This window comes from Acinetobacter sp. TY1, from assembly GCF_048551395.1.
GTDB lineage: Bacteria > Pseudomonadota > Gammaproteobacteria > Pseudomonadales > Moraxellaceae > Acinetobacter.
In genome coordinates this window covers 99,888-120,626 of the sequence record NZ_JBLYZK010000001.1, presented here as the reverse complement: position 1 = coordinate 120,626, position 20,739 = coordinate 99,888, and the positions used below count along the sequence as shown (strand labels likewise).

The following is a 20,739-nucleotide window of genomic DNA, read 5'->3' as shown; positions in this document are numbered from 1 at the left end:
TATTTTGAATACACGTTTTTAATGTTTAGGATTTAAGAATTTCAACTTTCTCTTTCCGCTCATTTATCCAACGGTAAATTACAGGTAAAATGAGCAAGGTCAGTAAAGTGGATGATACAATTCCGCCAATAACCACAGTTGCAAGTGGACGCTGCACTTCTGCACCCGTTCCTGTCGCCAATGCCATTGGAATAAAACCAAGCGATGCGACACAAGCTGTCATCAATACAGGACGTAAGCGCAGAATTGCACCCTGCCATGTTGCCTGCACAACATCGAATTGCTGACGCAATTCTTTAATAAACGTAAGCATCACCAAGCCATTTAACACAGCGACACCAGACAGTGCAATAAAACCAATACCAGCCGACATCGACAATGGAATATCACGTAACCACAATGCAACAAGTCCACCGCACAGCGCAAAAGGTACACCTGTGAATACAAGCAAACTTTCTTTCACATTGTGAAAAACTGCCATAAGTAGAATAAAAATGGTGATCAGCGCCAACGGAACAACCAACTGCATTCGAGCTTTGGCAGATGTTAGGTTTTCAAATTGCCCACCATAATCCAACCAATAGCCTGATGGCATTTCTTGTTTAGAGAGTGTGCTTTGCAGTTCCTTCACAAAAGAACCTAAATCCCGTCCTTCAACATTGGTAGTCACAATCACACGGCGTTTACCATCTTCACGACTGACCTGATTGATGCCCAAAATATTCTCAACTTTTGCCACATCTTGCAGTTGAATCAAACCACCATTCGGAATTTGAATCGGCAATGTTGCTAAATGTTCAGGTGTGCGCTGTGCATCAGCTAAACGAATGATAAAATCAAAACGTCGATCGCCTTGTAAAATCTGCCCGACATTTTGACCACCTACACTCGTTGCAACCAAGTCCTGAACGGCTTTTACCGACAAACCGTATTGGGCAGTTGCAGCTTTATTCACTTCAATATTCAGCAATGGTAAACCCGAGGTTTGTTCCACATTGACTGCCGTGGCACCTGAAATACTTTTTATTTTCTGTGCAATTAAATTGGCTTGCTGATTTAGCACCCCCATGTCATCACCAAAAATTTTCACACCTACATCACTGCGCACACCTGAGATTAACTCATTAAAACGTAGTTCAATCGGTTGAGAAAATTCGCTGTTATTGCCAGGTAAAGTCGCCAAAAATGCAATCATACGTTGACGCAATTCATCCAAAGTTTCCTTTGGATTTTTCCATTGATCACGTGGTTTCAGTAACAATACTGCATCGGAAATATTCGGTGGCATTACATCGGTTGCGACTTCTGCTGTACCTGTACGAGCAAAGATCGCTTTAATTTCAGGAAATTCTTTCAACAACAGCTTTTCAGTATTTTCCTGCATACGTAAAGACTGCTCTAAGCCTGTACTTGGTGAGCGCATTTGCTGAACTGCAAAATCACCTTCACTGAGTTGCGGGGCAAACTCACTACCAATTTGTGTCGCTAGCATGCCTGTTAAACACAAAATACACAGCGCAATCGTGACCATGAACATTTTAAATTCATAAGCCCAATTCAAAAGCGCTTCATATTTTTGCTTTAGCCACAGCATCCAACGACTTTCAGTTTCTTTAACTTCACCATTAACAAATAAAGCTACTGCTGCAGGGACAAAAGTCACCGATAGAATAATTGCCCCCACCAAAGCCAAGACCACCGTCATTGCCATTGGATGGAAGAGTTTAGCTTCTACACCTGACAATGCAAAAATTGGTAGATAGACGACAAGAATGATCAATTGACCAAAAATAAGCGGACGACGTGCTTGCTTAGCGGCTAGAAAAACTTCTTTAAAACGCTCAGAACGATTAAGCAAGCGCCCTTTGGCATGTTGCGCTTCTGCAAGCCTGCGGATACAGTTTTCCACAATCACCACTGCACCATCGACAATGATGCCGAAGTCGAGCGCACCTAAGCTCATCAAGTTAGCACTAATTCTTTGCTCCGCTATTCCTGCCAATGTAAATAACATTGATAACGGAATCACGCAGGCAACAATTAAAGCCGCACGGAAATTCCCAAGGAATAAAAACAAAATCACAATAACCAGAATCGCCCCTTCTACAAGGTTTTTCTGCACAGTAGTAATCGCGCGTTCAACCAGATCTGTACGGTCATACACGGTTTCTATCACAATGCCTTTGGGCAAAGATTGCTGGACTTCTTTCACTTTGGCATCGACTGCCTTGGCAACTGTTCGGCTATTCTCGCCCATCATCATCATGGCAATGCCAAGTACAGTTTCTTCACCGTTATAGGTTGCACCACCTGTACGCAAATCATGACCAATGGACACAGTAGCTACATCTGCCACCCGAATTGGATAACCATTTTTATTGCTTACATTTACATTTTGAATATCTTCAATACTGTTTAATGTACCTGGCACACGAACCGTCAACTGCTGACCATTGGTTTCAATAAAGCCTGCACCACGATTTTCATTATTTTCCGTAAGTGCAATTTGTAGATCTGACAATGGAATTTGTAACTGTTGCAAGCGATTTAAATCAGGCGTTACTACATAGGTTTTATTAAAACCACCAATAGAGTTAACCTCTGCAACACCTGCGACACGTTGTAACTGCGGACGTACAATCCAGTCCTGAATTTCACGTAAATCCATCGCTGTATAAGGTGTGCCATCAGGCTTTTTCGCATTCGGCTCTGCTTTAATCACCCATTGATAAATCTCACCTAAACCTGTCGATACAGGTGACATAGTTGGTGCAATACTTTCGGGCAACTCGGCTTGCACTTCTTGCAAACGCTGATTAATCTGCTGTCTTGCCCAGTAAATATCCGTACCATCTTTAAAAATAATGGTGACTTGTGATAAACCATAACGAGAAATAGATCGGGTCTGCTCAAGTTTTGGTAAACCTGCCATCGCATTTTCAATCGGGTAGGTGATGCGTTGTTCAACTTCAAGCGACGTAAAGCCTGTGGCTTGCGTGTTAATTTGCACCTGCGTATTGGTAATGTCAGGCACAGCATCAATCGGTAATTTCTGATAACCATAGATACCCACACCAATCCAAGCGATAATAAACAGCATCACCCAAATCGCGTTTTTAATGGAAAATTGAATCAACCGATCGAACAATCCGTCAGGTTTTGGCAATGCTGAAGCCATATCTATATCTAATTTAGAATCAGAAGAATCATTAATGCTCATGACTCGCTTCTCCTTTTTCCAATTCAGATTTCAGCAAGAAACTGCCCTGCCCTGCATATTGCAGACCTTGCGTTAACCCTGACTCAATTTCAATCCATTGACCATCACCTGAGATTTGTCCCAAAACAACAGCCTGCGGGGTAAATTCAATTTTTTTGTCGTGTTCATGCGCCACGAAAACTGCATCTTTACCTTCAATTTTCTGTACCGCACTTTTCAACACACGCAGTGCCTGAGTTGAGCCATTTTGTTGTAATTGAACATTCACCATCAAATTTGGACGCAGTTCAGAGGCATTGGATAAAACTTTGGCACGAATCTGTAAACGACCTGTTTGAGCATCTGCTTCACTGTTTAAACTTTGAATTTGAGCTTTGAAAATATTGCCTGTTTGCAAAGATTTAAATTCAATTTGCTGATTGGGAGCAATCGCTGAAAATTCAGCACTTGGCGCAATAAATTCAAGCCATAACTGATCGAGTTGATCAATAATAAAGAGCTGATCTGCCAACTGAACATTTTCACCAATCACTAAATCTTTTTTACTGATCACACCTGAAATGGGTGCAGTCAATACATAACGTCCATTTGAACCTAAAGATGCACCAAAAGCAGAAAGGCGTGATTTAATCGCTTGCACCTGAATTTGTGCTTGTTGATAAGCGTTATAAGCACGTTGATAATCTTGTTTCGCAGAAATTCCCTGTGACCACAATTGACGCTCACGTTCATAATCTTGCTTCGCCAATTGCAGATTAGACTGTGCAATTTGTAAATTAGACTGCTGATCAACCAAATCAGGTACGAGCAATGTTGCCAAAGCCTGACCTTTTTTTACCTGCTGACCAAGCTCCACACTGACTGATTGCACATGACCACTAAATGCAGGTGACACATGCGCTTGACGATCCGTATTGACCATTAATTTTGCAGGATAAGAAGCTGATTTTGTGACTGCACCTAATTCTACTTTAGCAAGCTGTACACCTTGTTCAGCCATTTGCTGAGCCGTTAAACTAATGGCTTCGCCGTGACCTTCTCCTTGTTCGCCTTCCTCATGTGCATGCTCGCTCTCTTTATGCACCTGTTCCCCATCACCTTCTTTATGCGCATGTCCTTCTTCTGCATGAGCTTCCGACTCACCATGCCCATGCTCATCGGTTTCAGCAGATTTATTTTTTCCAACAATAAACAATCCAAACGCAAGCAATGCTGTAACCACTAAAGTAATTCCAATTAATAGCTTTTGGGAAACTTTTCCTTGTTGATTCTGATTTTGAATATTCATTTTATCTTTTTGATTCAACATGATTAATTTCCCCCACCCACAACAGGTAATGCCTGTGTGTCCTGCCATAAACTTTGATTGAGCTGAGCAATTGCATCTTTTGCCATCACCTGACTTGGTTCAATTCCTAAACTCAGACTTTCTGCCTCAATTGCACGTTGCCAACCATCTTTAAGCAATTGCACCTTACGCAAACGCACATCCTGTAACTGCAAAGTCGCCTGTTGCACATCAATCACAGCGAATTTTCCTGCACTAAATCCCATCAATGTTTTACGCTGTACTTGTGTCGCTAAAGGAATTTGAGATTGATCCACCGCATTGAATTGCACCTCCAAACCTTGCAATTCCGTCAATAAAGTTCCCACTTGCAAGGCATTTTGTTTCAGATAAAATTCCTGCTGTTTTGCCAATAAATCCTGTTTAGCTTGTGCAATTTCTACACCATACTGCTGACGATTAAAAATATTCAGAGGAATAGAAACCCCAACCACAAATGCATTTTCTGTCGAGGTTTCAAGGGATTTTGTTCTATTTACCCCTACATTTACAGTTGGATTCGGGCGTGCAGAAGCTTTCAGCTGATCTACTGTTGCTTTTGATTCCAGCACCTGTAACTGACGAAATTTTTCCATCAGATTTTCAGACAAATATTGCTGAACTTGCTGATGCGTAGATGATGGCCACAAAGCCTGTGGGCTCAAACCGATCCGAATATTTTTATCTGACTCACCCCAAACATTGGACAATTGTTGAGTTGCAACTTGTACTTGCAAATCTGCTTGGCGATAAAGTCGTACATTTTCTGCATGGCTAAGTTTGGCACGATCTACATCGACCTGTGCCACACTTCCTGCCTGATAACGCTTTTGAATGGCATTAAAATTATCTTCGCTGACATTCAACTGTTCACGAATAATATTTTTTTCCAATTCAAAAATCGCTAATTGCGACCATAAATATTTAACCGCCAACTCAAGTTGAGCCCGATATATTTTTTGCTTCAATGACATTTGGTCTTGGGCGATATATGCTAATTTCTGAGCCGATTTCCGCTCACCAAATACATCGAAGCGCTGAGAAATACCAATTTCTAGCTCTCTGTCTTGATCTGAATCGAAACCTGTTTGCGTTATGGATAACTCAGGATTTATCCACAGTTTTGTCTGTTTTATATTTGCAGTTGCAATATGTTGCTGAGTTTCCCACAGCTCTTGAGTCTGCTGATACTGCTCAGCTTTGCTGATGGCTTGTGCTAAATTCAGTGTTGAATTTGGTGTTTCAGCCCAAGTCGTGGCTGACATTAAGGCAAGAATAATTCCAGCATATAAAGCACTCTTGCGCTTCAATGATGATAATGAACCCGTTGCATTGGGTTTTCTGTTAGACATGTTGATGCCCCACTAAAATGAATGTTTAGCGGTGGGCTCTTTTTCGGCTACCCCACCTTATAGCGGGGATGATACGGGTGGAGGATTAGGTAGAATTAAATGTGGCGACTGATACAAATTATGCCAATCCATAAATGCAGATTCAGGATGTATTATAAATTTTGGTTGCTCAGATTGTTTCTGAACATCTTTAACAATGAAATGTGCAAATGAAGGTAAATGATCACTATGATCGTCACTTAAATGGTTCAAAAAATCACTTTGTTGTAAATGATCAACTTGTACTAAAGAATGATTATATTCGCTAGATTCAATGGCATGTTGTTGTTGATCTTGCCTACAATGTAAAGCAACATGGTGACCAAAATGCGTAGAAACAAGCTGATTTGAAGAGATTGTACTTTCATGACCACAAAAAGCTGCCGCCACATTCCATAAACTTTGAAACATGAACAAACTTAATAAGACGGTCATCAAAATACCAGAACGCTTCACATATCGACCCAAAAATTACATCTTGCTAATATAACAAAAGATGTCTTGTTATAAAATTACACTGCCATTTTTATGATGCTGATCACAACAATATTAAAATAAACTTACATATTCAAAAAACATACAAAATAATATTGACACGTTACATTTAATGATTTGCAAACTTTTAAAAACACGCTAAATTAGTTATATCTAATCAGTTTTTAGATTAGTCCTCACTTTTACTTTGTTAACGGATTAACAAGGAGGTTTATATGTTGACACATCTTTTAAGACGTTTGAAGCATGATGCCAAAGAGGAATTATATGCTCCACTTTCGCATTCAATTGAGGAACACACGGATCAAGCAACCCGTAATACGATGTGGTTTTACTTACGAGAAGCACTTCGTGGCGATCAAGAAGCTCAATATCAAATAGGTCGAAGCTATTTAAATGGTGAACTTGGACTAGACCGTAGTTTTTCGCATGCGGAAAAATGGCTTGATCAAGCTGCTCATCAAGGACACATTGCTGCAAAACATGAGCTAGAGAAAGCCTACAATAGTCTAGTATTTTCATAACCCCATCCTATTCTAAACATATTGAATTTATTTATTTTAAAACCTGTCTATAGACAGGTTTTATTTGATTGACAGCTTATTTTTTATTCGATATCTTGCTTTAAATGAATAAGTTAATACAAAAACAATATGACAAGTATCACACTTCTGAAAGGAATACAGAACTATGAACTTTTTCAGAACCATTATTCAAATGAAAATAAAGTTTCTTTCATCCTTTATTCATCAATATTCGTCTGAACACTCTTCTCAGTCTGATGCTTACCTAGACTATTTAAAAGCACGGCGCTTTGAGTTTAAAGCCATGTATCAAGCCCGAGATACTATAGATCCTTTTTATAATCTGAATGAACGCAATGCAATGTGGTATTTCTTACATTCAGCATCAGAGGGCTATAGCTCTGCGCAGTTTAAACTTGGGCAATGCTATTTAACAGGGCAGTTAGGACTTCAAAGCAATCCACAAAAAGCGCAACAATGGCTTGTACTTGCAGCTGATCAAGGGCATTTAGAAGCTAAAAACACTTTATTACGCATCGCTATTACCTCTTAACCAGAGAATTAATGACTAAAGTTATATTTTTCAATCAGCTATAAAAAAACCAGCCCGAAAGCTGGTTTTTTGTTTTTAAAATTAGGGATTAACCACCAATTTTACGATATTTTTGACGCTTAGCTACAAGATCATCACCATCGCGTTTACGACGGTATTCTTCGAACTCAGTATAGTTACCGTCGAAGAATTCTGGTGTTTGACCTTCAAATGACAATATATGCGTTGCAATACGGTCTAGGAACCAACGGTCATGCGAGATCACCATTACAGTACCTGGGAATACTAAAATTGCATCCTCAAGCGCACGTAAAGTTTCGATGTCCAAGTCATTTGATGGTTCATCAAGTAAGATTACGTTTGCACCCAATTGTAGGATTTTCGCAAGTTGTAAACGATTACGCTCACCACCTGACAATTGACCTACGCGTTTTTGCTGATCTTGACCTTTAAAGTTAAAGCGACCGATATATGCACGAGATGCAATTTCATATTCGCCAATCTTTAAGATGTCTAAACCACCAGAAACTTCTTCCCAAACAGTTTTATCATTATCCAATGTGTCACGAATCTGACCCACATACGCAACTTTAACCGACTCACCAAGTACTACCGTACCTGTATCTGGTTGTAGCTCGCCTGTCATCATACGGAATAAGGTAGTTTTACCTGCACCATTCTCACCCACAATACCGACAATCGCTGTTGGTGGTACTGTGAAGGTCAAATCTTTATACAACGTACGGCCATCAAATGATTTACTAATGCCTTGAACTTCTACAACCTTGTTGCCTAGACGTGGGCCAGGTGGAATGTAGATTTCAGAGGTTTCATTACGTTGTTGGAACTCACGTGAGTTAAGTTCTTCAAAACGCTCCATACGCGCTTTGTTTTTCTTTTGCTGACCTTTCGCATTTGAACGAACCCATTCAAGTTCTTTTTTCAATGCTTTAGCAAAAGATTCTTCTTGTTTGTTCTCTTGTTCTAAGCGGGCATTTTTCTGCTCTAACCAAGAAGAATAGTTCCCTTGATATGGAATGCCCATTCCACGGTCAAGCTCAAGAATCCATTCAGCAACGTTGTCTAAGAAATAACGGTCATGCGTAATTGCAACGATTGTGCCTGCAAAATCTTTCAAGAATCGTTCTAACCAAGCAACAGATGAAGCATCTAAATGGTTCGTTGGTTCGTCAAGAAGTAACATGTCAGGTTTAGATAACAATAAACGACATAATGCTACACGGCGGCGTTCACCACCTGAAAGCAACGATACATCTGCATCCCAAGCTGGAAGGTTCAAGGCTGCAGCCGCTTGATCCATTTGGTTGCCAAGATTATGTGCATCCCAAGCATGGATAATTGCTTCTAACTTTTCTTGCTCTTTTGCAAGTTTGTCAAAGTCAGCATCTTCAGAAGCATATTCTGCGAAAACTTCATCCAAACGTGCCAAAGCATCTAATGGTTCGCGTAAACCATCTTCCACGTTACCACGAACGTCTTTAGTGTCGTCTAAAGGTGGTTCTTGCTCAAGGTAGCCAATTTTGATGCCCGGTTGAGCACGTGCTTCACCAGAGAAATCTTTGTCTACGCCAGCCATAATACGGAGTAAGGTAGATTTACCTGCACCGTTTAAACCAAGTACACCAATTTTCGCACCTGGAAAGAATGATAAAGAGATGTCTTTTAAGATTTCGCGCTTAGGCGGAACCATTTTCGACACACGGTTCATCGTGTAAATATACTGGGCCACGTAGGACTCCTCTATAAAAAAAGCAACATTCACCTAAACATGAATATTCAGTGAACAATAATTTGGGGCATTATACGATGAAAGCATTAAAAAAATAAGGCATTGCTGAAATCTTCAATCAGTTGTTACAACTCTCTGTATGCTGCATTTTATTCCTCCACATCCCTTACGCTATTTAATTGAGAGTTCACTCAAAAATTTCAACCATATATTTAAATAAGATATTTATTTCCATAAATATGCACTTTTACATATATAAAAAACTGCTAGACTGTCGAAATAAACGACAATACTCGATGATGGAATCATGACATATAAAGATGAAACATTAGCCATTCATGCAGGCTATGAACCTGAAGCAACCACTAAAGCCGTTGCAGTACCTATTTACCAAACAACTTCTTATGCTTTTGATAATACACAACATGGTGCCGATCTTTTTGATTTAAAAGTTCAGGGGAATATTTACACTCGAATCATGAATCCAACCACAGCCGTACTTGAGCAACGTCTTAGCGCACTAGAAGGTGGTATTGGTGCTTTAGCTTTGGCTTCAGGTATGTCTGCGATCACCTATTCAATTCAGACCATTGCTGAAGCGGGTGACAATATTGCTTCTGTTTCAACATTATATGGTGGAACATATAACTTATTTGCCCACACACTACCTAAACAAGGTATTGAAGTTCGTTTCTTTGATTATCAACAGCCTGAAAGTTTACGTAGCTTAATTGATGAAAAAACCAAATTAGTTTTTGTTGAATCAATCGGTAATCCACTTGGTAATATTATTGACCTTGAAGCGATTGCAAAAATTGCGCATGAATATGGTATACCTGTGATTGTCGATAATACTGTTGCCACCCCTGCTTTACTCAAACCTTTTGAACATGGCGCAGACATTGTGGTGCATTCTTTAACTAAATATATTGGCGGTCATGGTAATTCAATTGGTGGCGCAATTGTCGATAGCGGTAAGTTCCCTTGGGGTAAGTATCCTAAGCGTTTCAAAGTCTTGAATACGCCTGATCCAAGTTATCATGGCGTGAACTATGTAGAAGCTTTAGGCGAAGCAGCTTACATCGCTCGTGCACGTGTTGTACCACTAAGAAATACAGGTGCTGCAATCAGCCCATTGAGTGTATTTTTAATTTTACAGGGTTTAGAAACTTTAAATTTACGTATGGAACGCCACACTGAAAATGCACAAAAAGTCGCTGAATATCTGAAAACCCACACAAAAGTCAAATGGGTAAACTATGCGGGTTTAAAAGATCATCCACAACATGCTTTGGCTCAAAAATATGTGAAAGGTAAACCTTCAGCAATTTTATCTTTCGGTGTACAAGATGGACTTGAAGGTGGGACACGTTTTATTGATGCACTGCAATTATTCACTCGTTTGGTCAATATTGGCGATGCAAAAAGCTTAGCATGTCACCCAGCAACGACGACACATCGTCAGCTCAATGAAGAGGAATTAAAAGCTGCAGGCGTGAGTATTGATATGGTTCGTCTTTCTATTGGTATCGAACATATTGATGATTTAATTGCAGATCTAGAACAAGCATTATCTAAGGTTTAATCAAAAAAAATATATAAAAGCCTATCTTTGTGTAGGCTTTTTTAATTTAAACTTGACCTGAGCTTAAATAACAGTAAAAATCACTTTATATCATTTAGCCAACATTATAAAATAGAGCAATTACTCTAAAATAATTTTAAAATTCATATACTTATATGCTAGTATTTTTTTTATTTTCCGTTATTATTGCCGCACTAAAATGCCTAACTTTTAGACAACTTGCATCTATCTCAATAACGATGCATGCTTATATTTATTCATTTCAATCGTCAGGGAAACGGTTATGAATCAAAAATTAGAACAACTTTTTCAACAAAAAGTTCAGGGTAAAATTGCGCTAATCACAGGCGCATCAAGTGGTATTGGTTTAACCGTTGCAAAACGTTTAGCAGCAGCGGGTGCTCATGTACTGCTCGTGTCACGCACAGAAGAAACACTAAAAGAAGTCCAAGCTGAAATTCAAGCAGATGGCGGTCAAGCCTCAGTTTTTCCATGTGATTTAAATGACATGAATTCAATTGATGATGTGTCTAAACAAATTTTAGCCTCAGTCGATCATATTGATATTCTCATTAATAATGCAGGACGCTCAATCCGCCGTGCCGTACATGAGTCAGTTGACCGTTTTCATGACTTTGAACGCACCATGCAGCTGAATTATTTCGGTGCAGTTCGCCTTGTATTAAATATTTTGCCACAAATGATGCATCGTAAAGATGGGCAAATCATCAATATCAGCTCGATTGGTGTCTTGGCAAATGCAACTCGCTTCTCTGCTTATGTTGCATCGAAAGCAGCGTTAGATGCGTTTAGTCGTTGTTTATCTGCTGAAGTTCATTCACATAAAATTTCGATTACTTCTGTGTATATGCCTTTAGTTCGTACACCCATGATTGCACCGACTAAAATGTATAAATATGTCCCTACACTTTCACCAGAGCAAGCAGCCGACTTAGTAGCTTATGCGATTGTGAAACGTCCGAAAAAAGTGGCGACGCATTTAGGTCGTTTGGCTTCAATTACTTATTCAATTGCCCCAGAGATTAATAATAAATTGATGTCGATTGGCTTTAACTTGTTCCCAAGCTCAAGTGCATCTGTAGGTAAACAAGATAAATTAAACTTGGTACAACGTGCTTACGCTCGATTGTTCCCTGGCGAACATTGGTAAGATTCTTCTCACCAGTTCGATCTAAATAAAAAACCGCCTTTCGGCGGTTTTTTATTTAGAGGTATTAAAAATTACTTTGAACCCTTAATCCCTGCTTGTAATAACAATGCACCTAAACCACCAATTTTAGCTTCTTGTGGTTTAGTAGACTGTGGTTTCTTCGCTTGTTGTGGACGATCCCCCTGCGGACGAGTCTGTTGAGGACGTTTCGCTTGTGGTTTACGTTCACCACGTTGTTCAGTATTGGCTTGAGCTTCACGACGTGGCTGACGTGGTGCTTTTACAGGTGCTTCCGAACCTTCAGGACGCATCGACAAATTCACACGATTACGTTCAACATCTACGGCCAATACACGTACTTGAACAATTTGACCTGGTTTTGCCACTTTATGTGGATCAGATACAAATTCATTGGCAAGTTCAGAAATATGCACTAAACCATCTTGATGCACACCCACATCTACAAATGCACCAAAATTGGTGACATTGGTAATCACGCCTTCTAATTGCATACCTTCAGTAAGCTGTGATACTTGTGTGATGTCATCACGGAATTTTGCTGTACGGAATTCAGGACGTGGATCACGACCCGGTTTTTCCAATTCAGACAAGACATCTTTGATCGTTGGTAAACCAAATACATCATCAACAAATACTTCCGCATCAACCTGACGAATAATTTCAGTATTACCAATAATGTCTTTTACCGTTGTAGCTTTGGCTTCAACAATTTTATTCACTAAGCCGTAAGACTCAGGATGTACTGCAGATGCATCAAGCGGCTCTGAACCATCCTGAATACGTAAGAAACCTGCTGCTTGTTCAAATGTACGTTCGCCTAAACGAGGGACATTTTTCAACGCTTGACGGTTGTCAAAACGACCATTTTCTTTACGGAAGTCAACAATTTGTTGCGCAATTGATTTATTCAGACCTGCGATATAACCCAAAATAGCCGCTGATGCTGTATTCACATCCACACCAACCGAGTTCACACAGTCTTCAACCACTGCTTCAAGCGTTTTTGCTAAACCTGTTTGATTGACATCATGTTGATATTGACCCACACCAATAGATTTAGGATCAATTTTCACAAGTTCCGCCAATGGATCTTGTAAACGGCGAGCAATAGATACAGCACCACGAATAGATACATCTAAATCTGGGAGTTCATTTGAAGCCAATTCTGATGCTGAATACACCGATGCACCTGCTTCAGATACTGAAACACGCGTCATCGTCAAATCAGGATGTGCAGCCATCATTTCAGCCACAACCGCTTCAGTTTCACGACTTGCTGTGCCATTGCCAATCGCAATCAAATCAACATTGAATTCACGGCAAAGACGTGCTAATTCAGCAATTGAACCTGCTTTATCTTCTTTCGGTGCAAATGGATAAATCGTACTGTGTGCAAGTACATCACCCGAATTTGAAACGACTGCAAGTTTAACACCTGTACGAATACCAGGGTCTACACCGAGTGTTGTACGTGCGCCCGCAGGTGCAGAAAGTAATAAATGACGTAAGTTTTCTGCAAAAACATTCATCGCTTCCGTTTCTGCATTTAGACGTTTTTCAGTTAACAATGAATGTTCAACCGTTGGACGAACTTTACCCAACCAGAACAATTTTGCTGTTTGTTTTAAGAAATCTTGACGTGCTTGTGGCTGAACAGTTTCTAAATCATATTCAGTTTCAATACGTGTCAGTGGCGCAGCATCTTCACCATCTACTTTTAATCCCAAGACATTTTCTTGGCGACCACGAAGCATCGCAAGTAAACGATGTGAAGGTACTTTGTTAAAATTTTCAGAGAAATCGAAGTAATCACGGAATTTTTTACCAACTTCTTTTTTCTCTTCACTTGCAACCAAACTTTTAAGCGTCGCTGTTTTTGCAAACATCGCTTTGAGTTCTGTCGTCAAGCCAATATTTTGAGCCCAATCATCAATAATAATATGTTGAATGGCATCAAGCTGGCTTTCAAGATCAGCATAATTTTCATGGCTAAAACTTGCCAATGCTTCAGCTGGATCAATTTGTTCTGCAATGATTTTTTCAGCGATTGGCCCTAAGCCCGCTTCTTTTGCTTTAAATGATTTACTGGTACGTTTTGGACGGTACGGTGCGTAAATTTCTTCTAATGCATTTTTAGTTTCTGCCCCGTTCACACGAGCAAGTAAATCATCTGATAATTTATTTTGTTCTTTCAGTGATTCAAGGACTTTCTCACGACGTTCAAATAAATCACGTAAATAAACAAGTCGTGTATCGAGTTGGCGTAATTGGATATCGTCTAGGCCTTGCGTTACTTCTTTGCGGTAACGTGCAATGAATGGAACACTAGAGCCTTCATCAATCAGTTTAATTGCAGCTTCTACTTGGTTGGGACGTACGGCAAGTTCACTTGCCAACTGCTGAACTAAGTCAGTCATCGTGTTTAATTCCACAAGGATAAGGACTAAAAGTTAGTGATTATAAAGACCAAGACTATAAAATCCACACTTGTTTTTCAAATTGCGAAAGAAAAAAACTATAAAAGGAGAATTTTCAATAATTTTACCTATGCAATCAGTCATTTCTATCATATTGCTAAACACTGATTTTACATAGAAAAGCATCAATTTTATTCCGTTCAAGATACTTTTAACTTATTCAATATAAAGCATAAAATCATATTCTTAAAAACAACGTTATTTTGTTGAATCATAGTGAATGACTTAAAATCTTCTGAGATGTTGTTTTTTGGTTTAAAAACACCCTTTAAATTGTAATTTTGAGCAAATTGATACATAGTCTTAACAAGAACTTAGGCATTATACTGAGACTAACGAATATCTATAATTTACAACATTTAGGGAGTGCATCATGAGTTTAGTTGTACCAGCTGAAAAGACAGATGTCGTACAAGGTGAAACGGATCGTGTCGAACGCATTTTAGTGGTCGATGATGATGTGCGCTTACGTACCCTGCTACAGCGTTTTTTAGAAGATAAAGGCTTTGTGGTCAAAACTGCCCACGATGCAACTCAAATGGATCGCTTGTTACAACGTGAATTATTTTCGCTCATTGTGCTCGACTTTATGCTTCCTGTTGAAGATGGCTTGAGTATTTGCCGACGTTTACGTTCTTCAAATATTGATACACCTATTATCATGCTCACTGCGCGTGGTAGCGACTCTGACCGTATTGCAGGTTTAGAGGCAGGTGCAGATGATTACTTACCAAAACCATTCAACCCTAATGAGTTGTTAGCACGTATTCGTGCAGTACTGCGTCGCCAAGTGCGTGAAGTTCCAGGTGCACCAAGCCAAAATGTTGAAGTGGTTTCATTTGGTCCTTGGTCACTCGATTTATCTACACGGACACTAACACGTGAAGGTCAAGTTGTGACTTTAACCACAGGTGAATTTGCTGTTCTTAAAGCCTTAGTACAACATCCTCGTGAACCATTGACACGTGATAAGTTAATGAATCTTGCACGTGGTCGTGAATGGGGTGCAATGGAGCGCTCTATTGATGTACAAGTTTCACGCTTACGCCGTTTGATTGAAGAAAACCCTGCTCGTGCGCGTTATATTCAAACGGTTTGGGGTGTTGGTTATGTATTCGTTCCAGATGGTGCTGAATAATCAATTTATTAAAATAAGCCTATTTTTATAGGCTTATTTTATTTGCATTATCCAATGTTAATATCTGTATAAATACCAATAATCTATTTTATATCTCGGGATAACGCTGTGAAATTAGAGCCCATTGATCCTCAAAAATTTACTGAATTCGCTGCATATTCTGAAAAAAAACGCACAGCTTCAGAGCGTTTTCTCGACAAAATCAAGCCACGTTCAGCAGCAATGCGAACAACGGTATTGGTTTTATTTGTAGTATTTTTCAGTTTATTTATGTCTTTTTGGTTCTTTTGGAAAACTCTATATTTACCAGAGATTCAACAACATGCTCGCTTTTTAGCAGTTGAATTAGAAATGGTCAATAACCCTCGCCTACAGATTTATCATGATGAACAACAGCTTGATACAGATGAATGGCTCAAACAGCGTGTCGGTGTTGAATATGTCACCGATCCAGCAGAATTTCCCAACGTTAAAGATAAACTGATTGCTGACTTTTTTACGAGTCGCATTGAGCATCAGCTTGCAACAGAACTAAATATCAAAGATGTGACGGTCTATTTCCAATTTAAACCGAGTCCGCGCATTTGGGTACAAACCCCTGAAATGAATGGTAATTGGGTGCGTGAACCGCTCAAAACTTATGCGAACTATAGCCCTGAACTTATTTTAGCTTGGTTATTGGGAATTCCTCTGATCTCTGCTGCCATTATTTTAACTTTAGTCCGCCAATTGAATCGCCCATTGCACCGATTACAAAATGCAGCCAATAGCTATAGTAAAACAGGCAAAGCGCCCTATCTTGAAACCAATCATGGACCTCAAGAAATTCGAGAGGTAAATCATGCCTTTAATCAAATGATTTATACGCTAGAACAAACTGAGCGTGACCGCCAAATTATGCTCGCAGGCATTTCTCACGATTTACGTACTCCATTGACCCGCGTTCGCCTGAGCGCTGAAATGATGCCTGATGATGACTTTTTAAAAGAAGGTCTGATTTATGATGTCGATGATATGGATGCAATTTTGAATCAATTTATCTCTTATATGCGAGATGGTTCGGATGAAGAAATTCAAGACACCGATATCAACAACATGCTACAAGAGCTTGTTATTCAGTTTAAACCCCTTGATGTACGTTATACACCGCAATCTCTACCCATCATCCAAGCTCGCTCGTTGTCGCTTAAACGTATGATTGGTAACTTAATTAACAATGCCAAACGCTATGGTGCTGAGCCCATTAACCTAAGTGCTTTAGTTGAAAATGATCATATTAAAATTAGTGTTTCAGATCATGGCGAAGGTATTCCTGAAGACCAAATTAGTGATTTAATGCAACCCTTCGTTCGTGGTAATGCCGCTAGAACAGTACAAGGAAGCGGTTTAGGTCTTGCCATTGTGAAGCGAATTGTCGATTTACACCAAGGTGAATTATATATTCACAATCGACCTGAAGGTGGACTTGAAGCAATTATTTCATTGCCGCTTCGACAAGAAACTGAGCAGGAAGATGTGCCACAGAATACAATTCAAAAAATTAAACAAACACTTAGCGATCATTTTTGATGGTCGTTCAATAAAGCAACACCCAGTATCGTTTAATTATCAAGCAGGCACTATTATTTCATTTAAAAATAGCAACTTAAAACACATCACCAATATTTATACCTACATTTATTGAAAAAATTAGACCTTAGCATTAGAGGCATGCACAATTCAGTTTGATGGCGGTACAATCCGTCTAGTTTTGAACAAGAATTGAGCGTAAACCATGTCTTTAGATCGTATTCGTTTAGCATCACTCCACAATAAAGTGATGAGCGCAGAGCAAGCAGCTACCTTTATCCAAGATGGCATGACTGTTGGTATGAGTGGTTTTACTCGTGCAGGTGAAGCAAAAGCAGTGCCTTTGGCACTTGTTGCTCAAGCACAAGAGAATCCTTTAAAAATCACATTAATTACAGGCGCAAGTCTAGGTAATGATCTAGATAAAAAACTGACTGAAGCAGGTGTTTTAGCACGCCGTTTACCGTTCCAAGTAGACAATACTTTACGTAAAGCCATCAACAAAGGCGAAGTGATGTTCATCGATCAGCATTTGTCTGAAACTGTTGAACAAATGCGTAACCTTCAGTTGAAAAAACCTGATGTTGCAATCATTGAAGCTGTTGCGATCACTGAAGATGGTGGCATCATTCCAACGACTTCTGTAGGTAACTCAGCAAGTTTTGCAATTTTCGCTGAAAAAGTGATTATTGAAATCAACACCAACCTAAGCCCTGCATTCGAAGGCTTACACGATATTTACATCCCAACGTATCGTCCAACACGTCAACCAATTCCGTTGACTCAAGTGGATGAGCGTATTGGTACACCTGCAATCAACATTGACCCATCTAAAATCGTGGGTATCGTGATTAATAGTGAACTCCATGACTCTCCATCTACTGTGACTGAACCTGATGATGAGACTCAAGGCATTGCAAACCACCTGATCGCTTTTCTTGAAAAAGAAGTGGCTGAAGACCGCTTACCGCCAAATCTAGGCCCATTACAAGCAGGTATTGGTTCGATTGCGAATGCAGTACTCACAGGTCTTAAAGATTCTAAATTTGAAGACTTAGTGATGTATTCCGAAGTTCTTCAAGACTGTACTTTTGAATTGATCGATGCGGGTAAAATGAAATTCGCTTCGGGTTCTTCTATTACGCTTTCTGCTAAATATGGCGAAAAAGTATTTAATAACCTTGAGCAATACAAAGACAAACTTGTATTACGCCCACAAGAAATTTCAAACCATCCTGAATTGGTTCGTCGTTTAGGTATTATTGGTATCAACACTGCGCTTGAGTTCGATATTTACGGCAACGTAAACTCTACTCACGTGTGTGGTACGAAAATGATGAACGGTATTGGTGGTTCAGGTGACTTTGCACGTAATGCACACCTTGCAATTTTTGTGACTAAATCAATTGCAAAAGGTGGCGACATTTCTTCTGTTGTGCCATTTGCATCTCACATTGACCATGCTGAACATGATGTTGATATTCTTGTAACTGAACAAGGTCTTGCTGATTTACGTGGTCTTGCACCGCGTGAACGTGCTCGTGCTGTCATCGACAACTGTGCTCATCCAATGTACCGTGATGCATTAAATGATTACTTCGATCGTGCATGTGAAAAAGGTGGTCAAACGCCTCACATTCTTCGTGAAGCACTTTCTTGGCACTCTAACTTCGAAGAAACAGGTCATATGTTGACTGCTCAAACTCAAGAGAAAAAATCTGCATAAGATTTTGGTATTGATTGAGGAATAAAGAACGCCCGAAAGGGCGTTTTTTACGCCCTTTCGAAGCATGCTCATCACCTTTTCCAAAGGAGGGGGATCTAACCATTCACATTCTCTATCGCTTAAACTACCTCAACAACTTTTTCTTTTTTCTCTACAAATGCCACACTCGCTTGATCTTGACGAATCATATCCACCGCTTTCTCTGCAATCATAATTGCGGGCGCATTGGTATTACCATTCACCACAAAAGGCATAATCGAAGCATCGACTACACGTAAATTTTGCACCCCATAAACACGCAGTCGCGCATCTACAACTGCCATGTCATCAACACCCATCTTACAACTGCCTACAGGGTGATAGACCGTATCTGAGCGATCACGTAACACCTGACGAATATCTTCATCTGTCTGTACGTTAGAGGTAAATAAATCTTCCTTAATCATACTTTTAAATGCATTAGACTCCATCAATTGCTTGGTTATCTTATAGCCTTTGACCATTTCTTCTAAATCTGACTCATCACCATAAAAATCAGGATCAATGAGCAAAGGGTCATCAATACTCGGCCCACTCATTTTAATCGTGCCCCGACTTTTTGGATTTAATAAGCATACATGACAAGAAATACCGTGCCCTGTATGCATGGTACGAGCATGGTTATCAACAAGTGCGACCACAAAATGCAGTTGTAAATTTGGAAGCTTTTGTTCTATTGAACTTTTAATAAATCCACCACATTCCGCAAAATTGGTTGTGATCAAACCACGGCGTTCTTTTCGATAACGCCCAATTTGCTTGACCAAATCAATTGATCCCGGAATGGATAAACCAAAAGTGCCTTCAATTTGACTGACTTTATAGCCAAAAATAAAATCGGGATGATCATGGAAATTCTTTCCCACCCCAGGTAGATGCTTCTTCACAGCAATACCATGCTGGGTTAATTCATTTTGATCTCCCACACCTGAAAGCATCAAAATTTGTGGTGACTGCATAGCACCTGCACTGAGCAACACCTCACGACGGGCACGAATCTGCTTTAATTGCCCATCTTTTTTATATTCAACACCAACAGCCACGTCATTTTCAATCAAAATTCGATGTGTTTGCGCATGAATTTCAACTGTTAAATTTGGACGCTCTAGATGTGGAAATAAATAAGCACGTGCGGAGCTACAACGCTCACCATTAATATGTGTGACTTGGTAAACGCCTAAACCTTCTTGTTCTTCGCCATTAAAATCATCTAGGATTTTATAACCTTGCTCTTGAGCAGCTTGAATATATTTTTCTTGTAGCGGATTTTCGCTATGTAAATCAATAACAGATAAAGGGCCGTCATTGCCATGATATTGGTTTTTTATACGTCCATTATTTTCAGATTTAATAAAATATGGCAAAACGTCATCATAAGACCAACCTTCGTTACCCAATGTCGCCCAACCATCATAATCTTGACGATGCCCTCGAATATAAATCATGGCATTAATCGCAGAAGAACCACCTAAACATTTTCCACGCGGTTGATAACCCTTACGACCATTCAAACCTTTTTGCGGTACTGTTTCAAAAGCCCAATTGTTGATTTTAGTGGGAATGCTGATCACGGCTGCACAGGGCACTTCAACTTTCCACCCATCGCCACCACCGCCGGCTTCTAACAAACATACAGATACATTCGGATCTTCTGACAAACGACCTGCCAAAACACAGCCTGAACTCCCACCACCAATGACAATATAATCAAATTCCTGTTGATTCATTTCATAGTCCTTTTCTTTCTATTTTA

14 protein-coding genes are annotated in these 20,739 nt (G+C 39.7%); 7 read left to right on the top strand and 7 right to left on the bottom strand.

Translation table 11 applies throughout. The features are described from left to right. Positions 1 to 25: 25 nt before the first annotated feature. From ACK2M2_RS00555 to ACK2M2_RS00540, 4 genes are read right to left on the bottom strand one after another with little or no spacing between them, the layout of a single operon-like run. Positions 26 to 3,178 (bottom strand): efflux RND transporter permease subunit, encoded by a 3,153-nt coding sequence (locus tag ACK2M2_RS00555; protein WP_419345884.1) that lies wholly within the window; start codon positions 3,176 to 3,178, stop codon positions 26 to 28. Positions 3,179 to 3,209: 31 nt separating this feature from the next. Beyond that, a complete protein-coding gene (locus ACK2M2_RS00550; RefSeq protein ID WP_419345796.1) occupies positions 3,210 to 4,529 on the bottom strand; it encodes an efflux RND transporter periplasmic adaptor subunit in 1,320 nt (439 codons plus the stop codon). Between the two features lie 2 nt (positions 4,530 to 4,531). After that, positions 4,532 to 5,899, bottom strand: a complete 1,368-nt coding sequence (locus tag ACK2M2_RS00545; RefSeq protein WP_419345795.1) for a TolC family protein — start codon at positions 5,897 to 5,899, stop codon at positions 4,532 to 4,534. A gap of 57 nt (positions 5,900 to 5,956) precedes the next feature. Further along, positions 5,957 to 6,394 (bottom strand): cation efflux protein, CzcI-like, encoded by a 438-nt coding sequence (locus ACK2M2_RS00540; protein ID WP_409509865.1) that lies wholly within the window; start codon positions 6,392 to 6,394, stop codon positions 5,957 to 5,959. Positions 6,395 to 6,648: 254 nt separating this feature from the next. On the opposite strand from ACK2M2_RS00540, the gene ACK2M2_RS00535 reads away from it, so the two are divergent. Together ACK2M2_RS00535 and ACK2M2_RS00530 are read left to right on the top strand one after the other, a co-directional pair. Then, positions 6,649 to 6,957, top strand: a complete 309-nt coding sequence (locus ACK2M2_RS00535) for a hypothetical protein (protein WP_409509864.1) — start codon at positions 6,649 to 6,651, stop codon at positions 6,955 to 6,957. 166 nt (positions 6,958 to 7,123) lie between these two features. Further along, positions 7,124 to 7,510, top strand: a complete 387-nt coding sequence (locus tag ACK2M2_RS00530; RefSeq protein WP_419345794.1) for a tetratricopeptide repeat protein — start codon at positions 7,124 to 7,126, stop codon at positions 7,508 to 7,510. Between the two features lie 88 nt (positions 7,511 to 7,598). On the opposite strand, the gene ettA is transcribed toward ACK2M2_RS00530, so the two are convergent. Beyond that, positions 7,599 to 9,260, bottom strand: a complete 1,662-nt coding sequence (ettA, locus tag ACK2M2_RS00525; protein WP_409509862.1) for an energy-dependent translational throttle protein EttA — start codon at positions 9,258 to 9,260, stop codon at positions 7,599 to 7,601. 307 nt (positions 9,261 to 9,567) lie between these two features. Here ettA and ACK2M2_RS00520 point away from each other — a divergent pair, with 307 nt between their 5' ends. Together ACK2M2_RS00520 and ACK2M2_RS00515 are read left to right on the top strand one after the other, a co-directional pair. Then, positions 9,568 to 10,845, top strand: a complete 1,278-nt coding sequence (locus tag ACK2M2_RS00520) for an O-acetylhomoserine aminocarboxypropyltransferase/cysteine synthase family protein (RefSeq protein ID WP_419345793.1) — start codon at positions 9,568 to 9,570, stop codon at positions 10,843 to 10,845. Positions 10,846 to 11,128: 283 nt separating this feature from the next. Next, positions 11,129 to 12,016: an SDR family NAD(P)-dependent oxidoreductase gene (locus tag ACK2M2_RS00515; protein ID WP_409509860.1), complete on the top strand. Its 888-nt coding sequence runs from the start codon at positions 11,129 to 11,131 to the stop codon at positions 12,014 to 12,016. A 71-nt stretch (positions 12,017 to 12,087) separates the two neighbouring features. Here ACK2M2_RS00515 and ACK2M2_RS00510 read toward each other — a convergent pair whose 3' ends face one another. Beyond that, complete coding sequence (locus ACK2M2_RS00510; protein ID WP_419345792.1) at positions 12,088 to 14,454, bottom strand: Tex family protein; 2,367 nt, start codon at positions 14,452 to 14,454, stop codon at positions 12,088 to 12,090. Between the two features lie 433 nt (positions 14,455 to 14,887). Between ACK2M2_RS00510 and ompR the strand changes: the two genes are divergently transcribed. From ompR to ACK2M2_RS00495, 3 genes are all read left to right on the top strand, one after another. Further along, positions 14,888 to 15,652 (top strand): two-component system response regulator OmpR, encoded by a 765-nt coding sequence (gene ompR / locus ACK2M2_RS00505; protein ID WP_409509858.1) that lies wholly within the window; start codon positions 14,888 to 14,890, stop codon positions 15,650 to 15,652. Between the two features lie 108 nt (positions 15,653 to 15,760). Then, positions 15,761 to 17,221: an ATP-binding protein gene (locus tag ACK2M2_RS00500; RefSeq protein WP_419345791.1), complete on the top strand. Its 1,461-nt coding sequence runs from the start codon at positions 15,761 to 15,763 to the stop codon at positions 17,219 to 17,221. A gap of 205 nt (positions 17,222 to 17,426) precedes the next feature. Beyond that, positions 17,427 to 18,947, top strand: coding sequence for an acetyl-CoA hydrolase/transferase family protein (locus tag ACK2M2_RS00495; RefSeq protein ID WP_409509856.1), 1,521 nt, complete (start codon positions 17,427 to 17,429; stop codon positions 18,945 to 18,947). 119 nt (positions 18,948 to 19,066) lie between these two features. On the opposite strand, the gene ACK2M2_RS00490 is transcribed toward ACK2M2_RS00495, so the two are convergent. Next, the gene (locus tag ACK2M2_RS00490) at positions 19,067 to 20,713 is read right to left on the bottom strand and encodes a GMC family oxidoreductase (protein WP_419345790.1); all 1,647 of its coding nucleotides are present in this window, start codon (positions 20,711 to 20,713) and stop codon (positions 19,067 to 19,069) included. Positions 20,714 to 20,739: the final 26 nt, after the last annotated feature.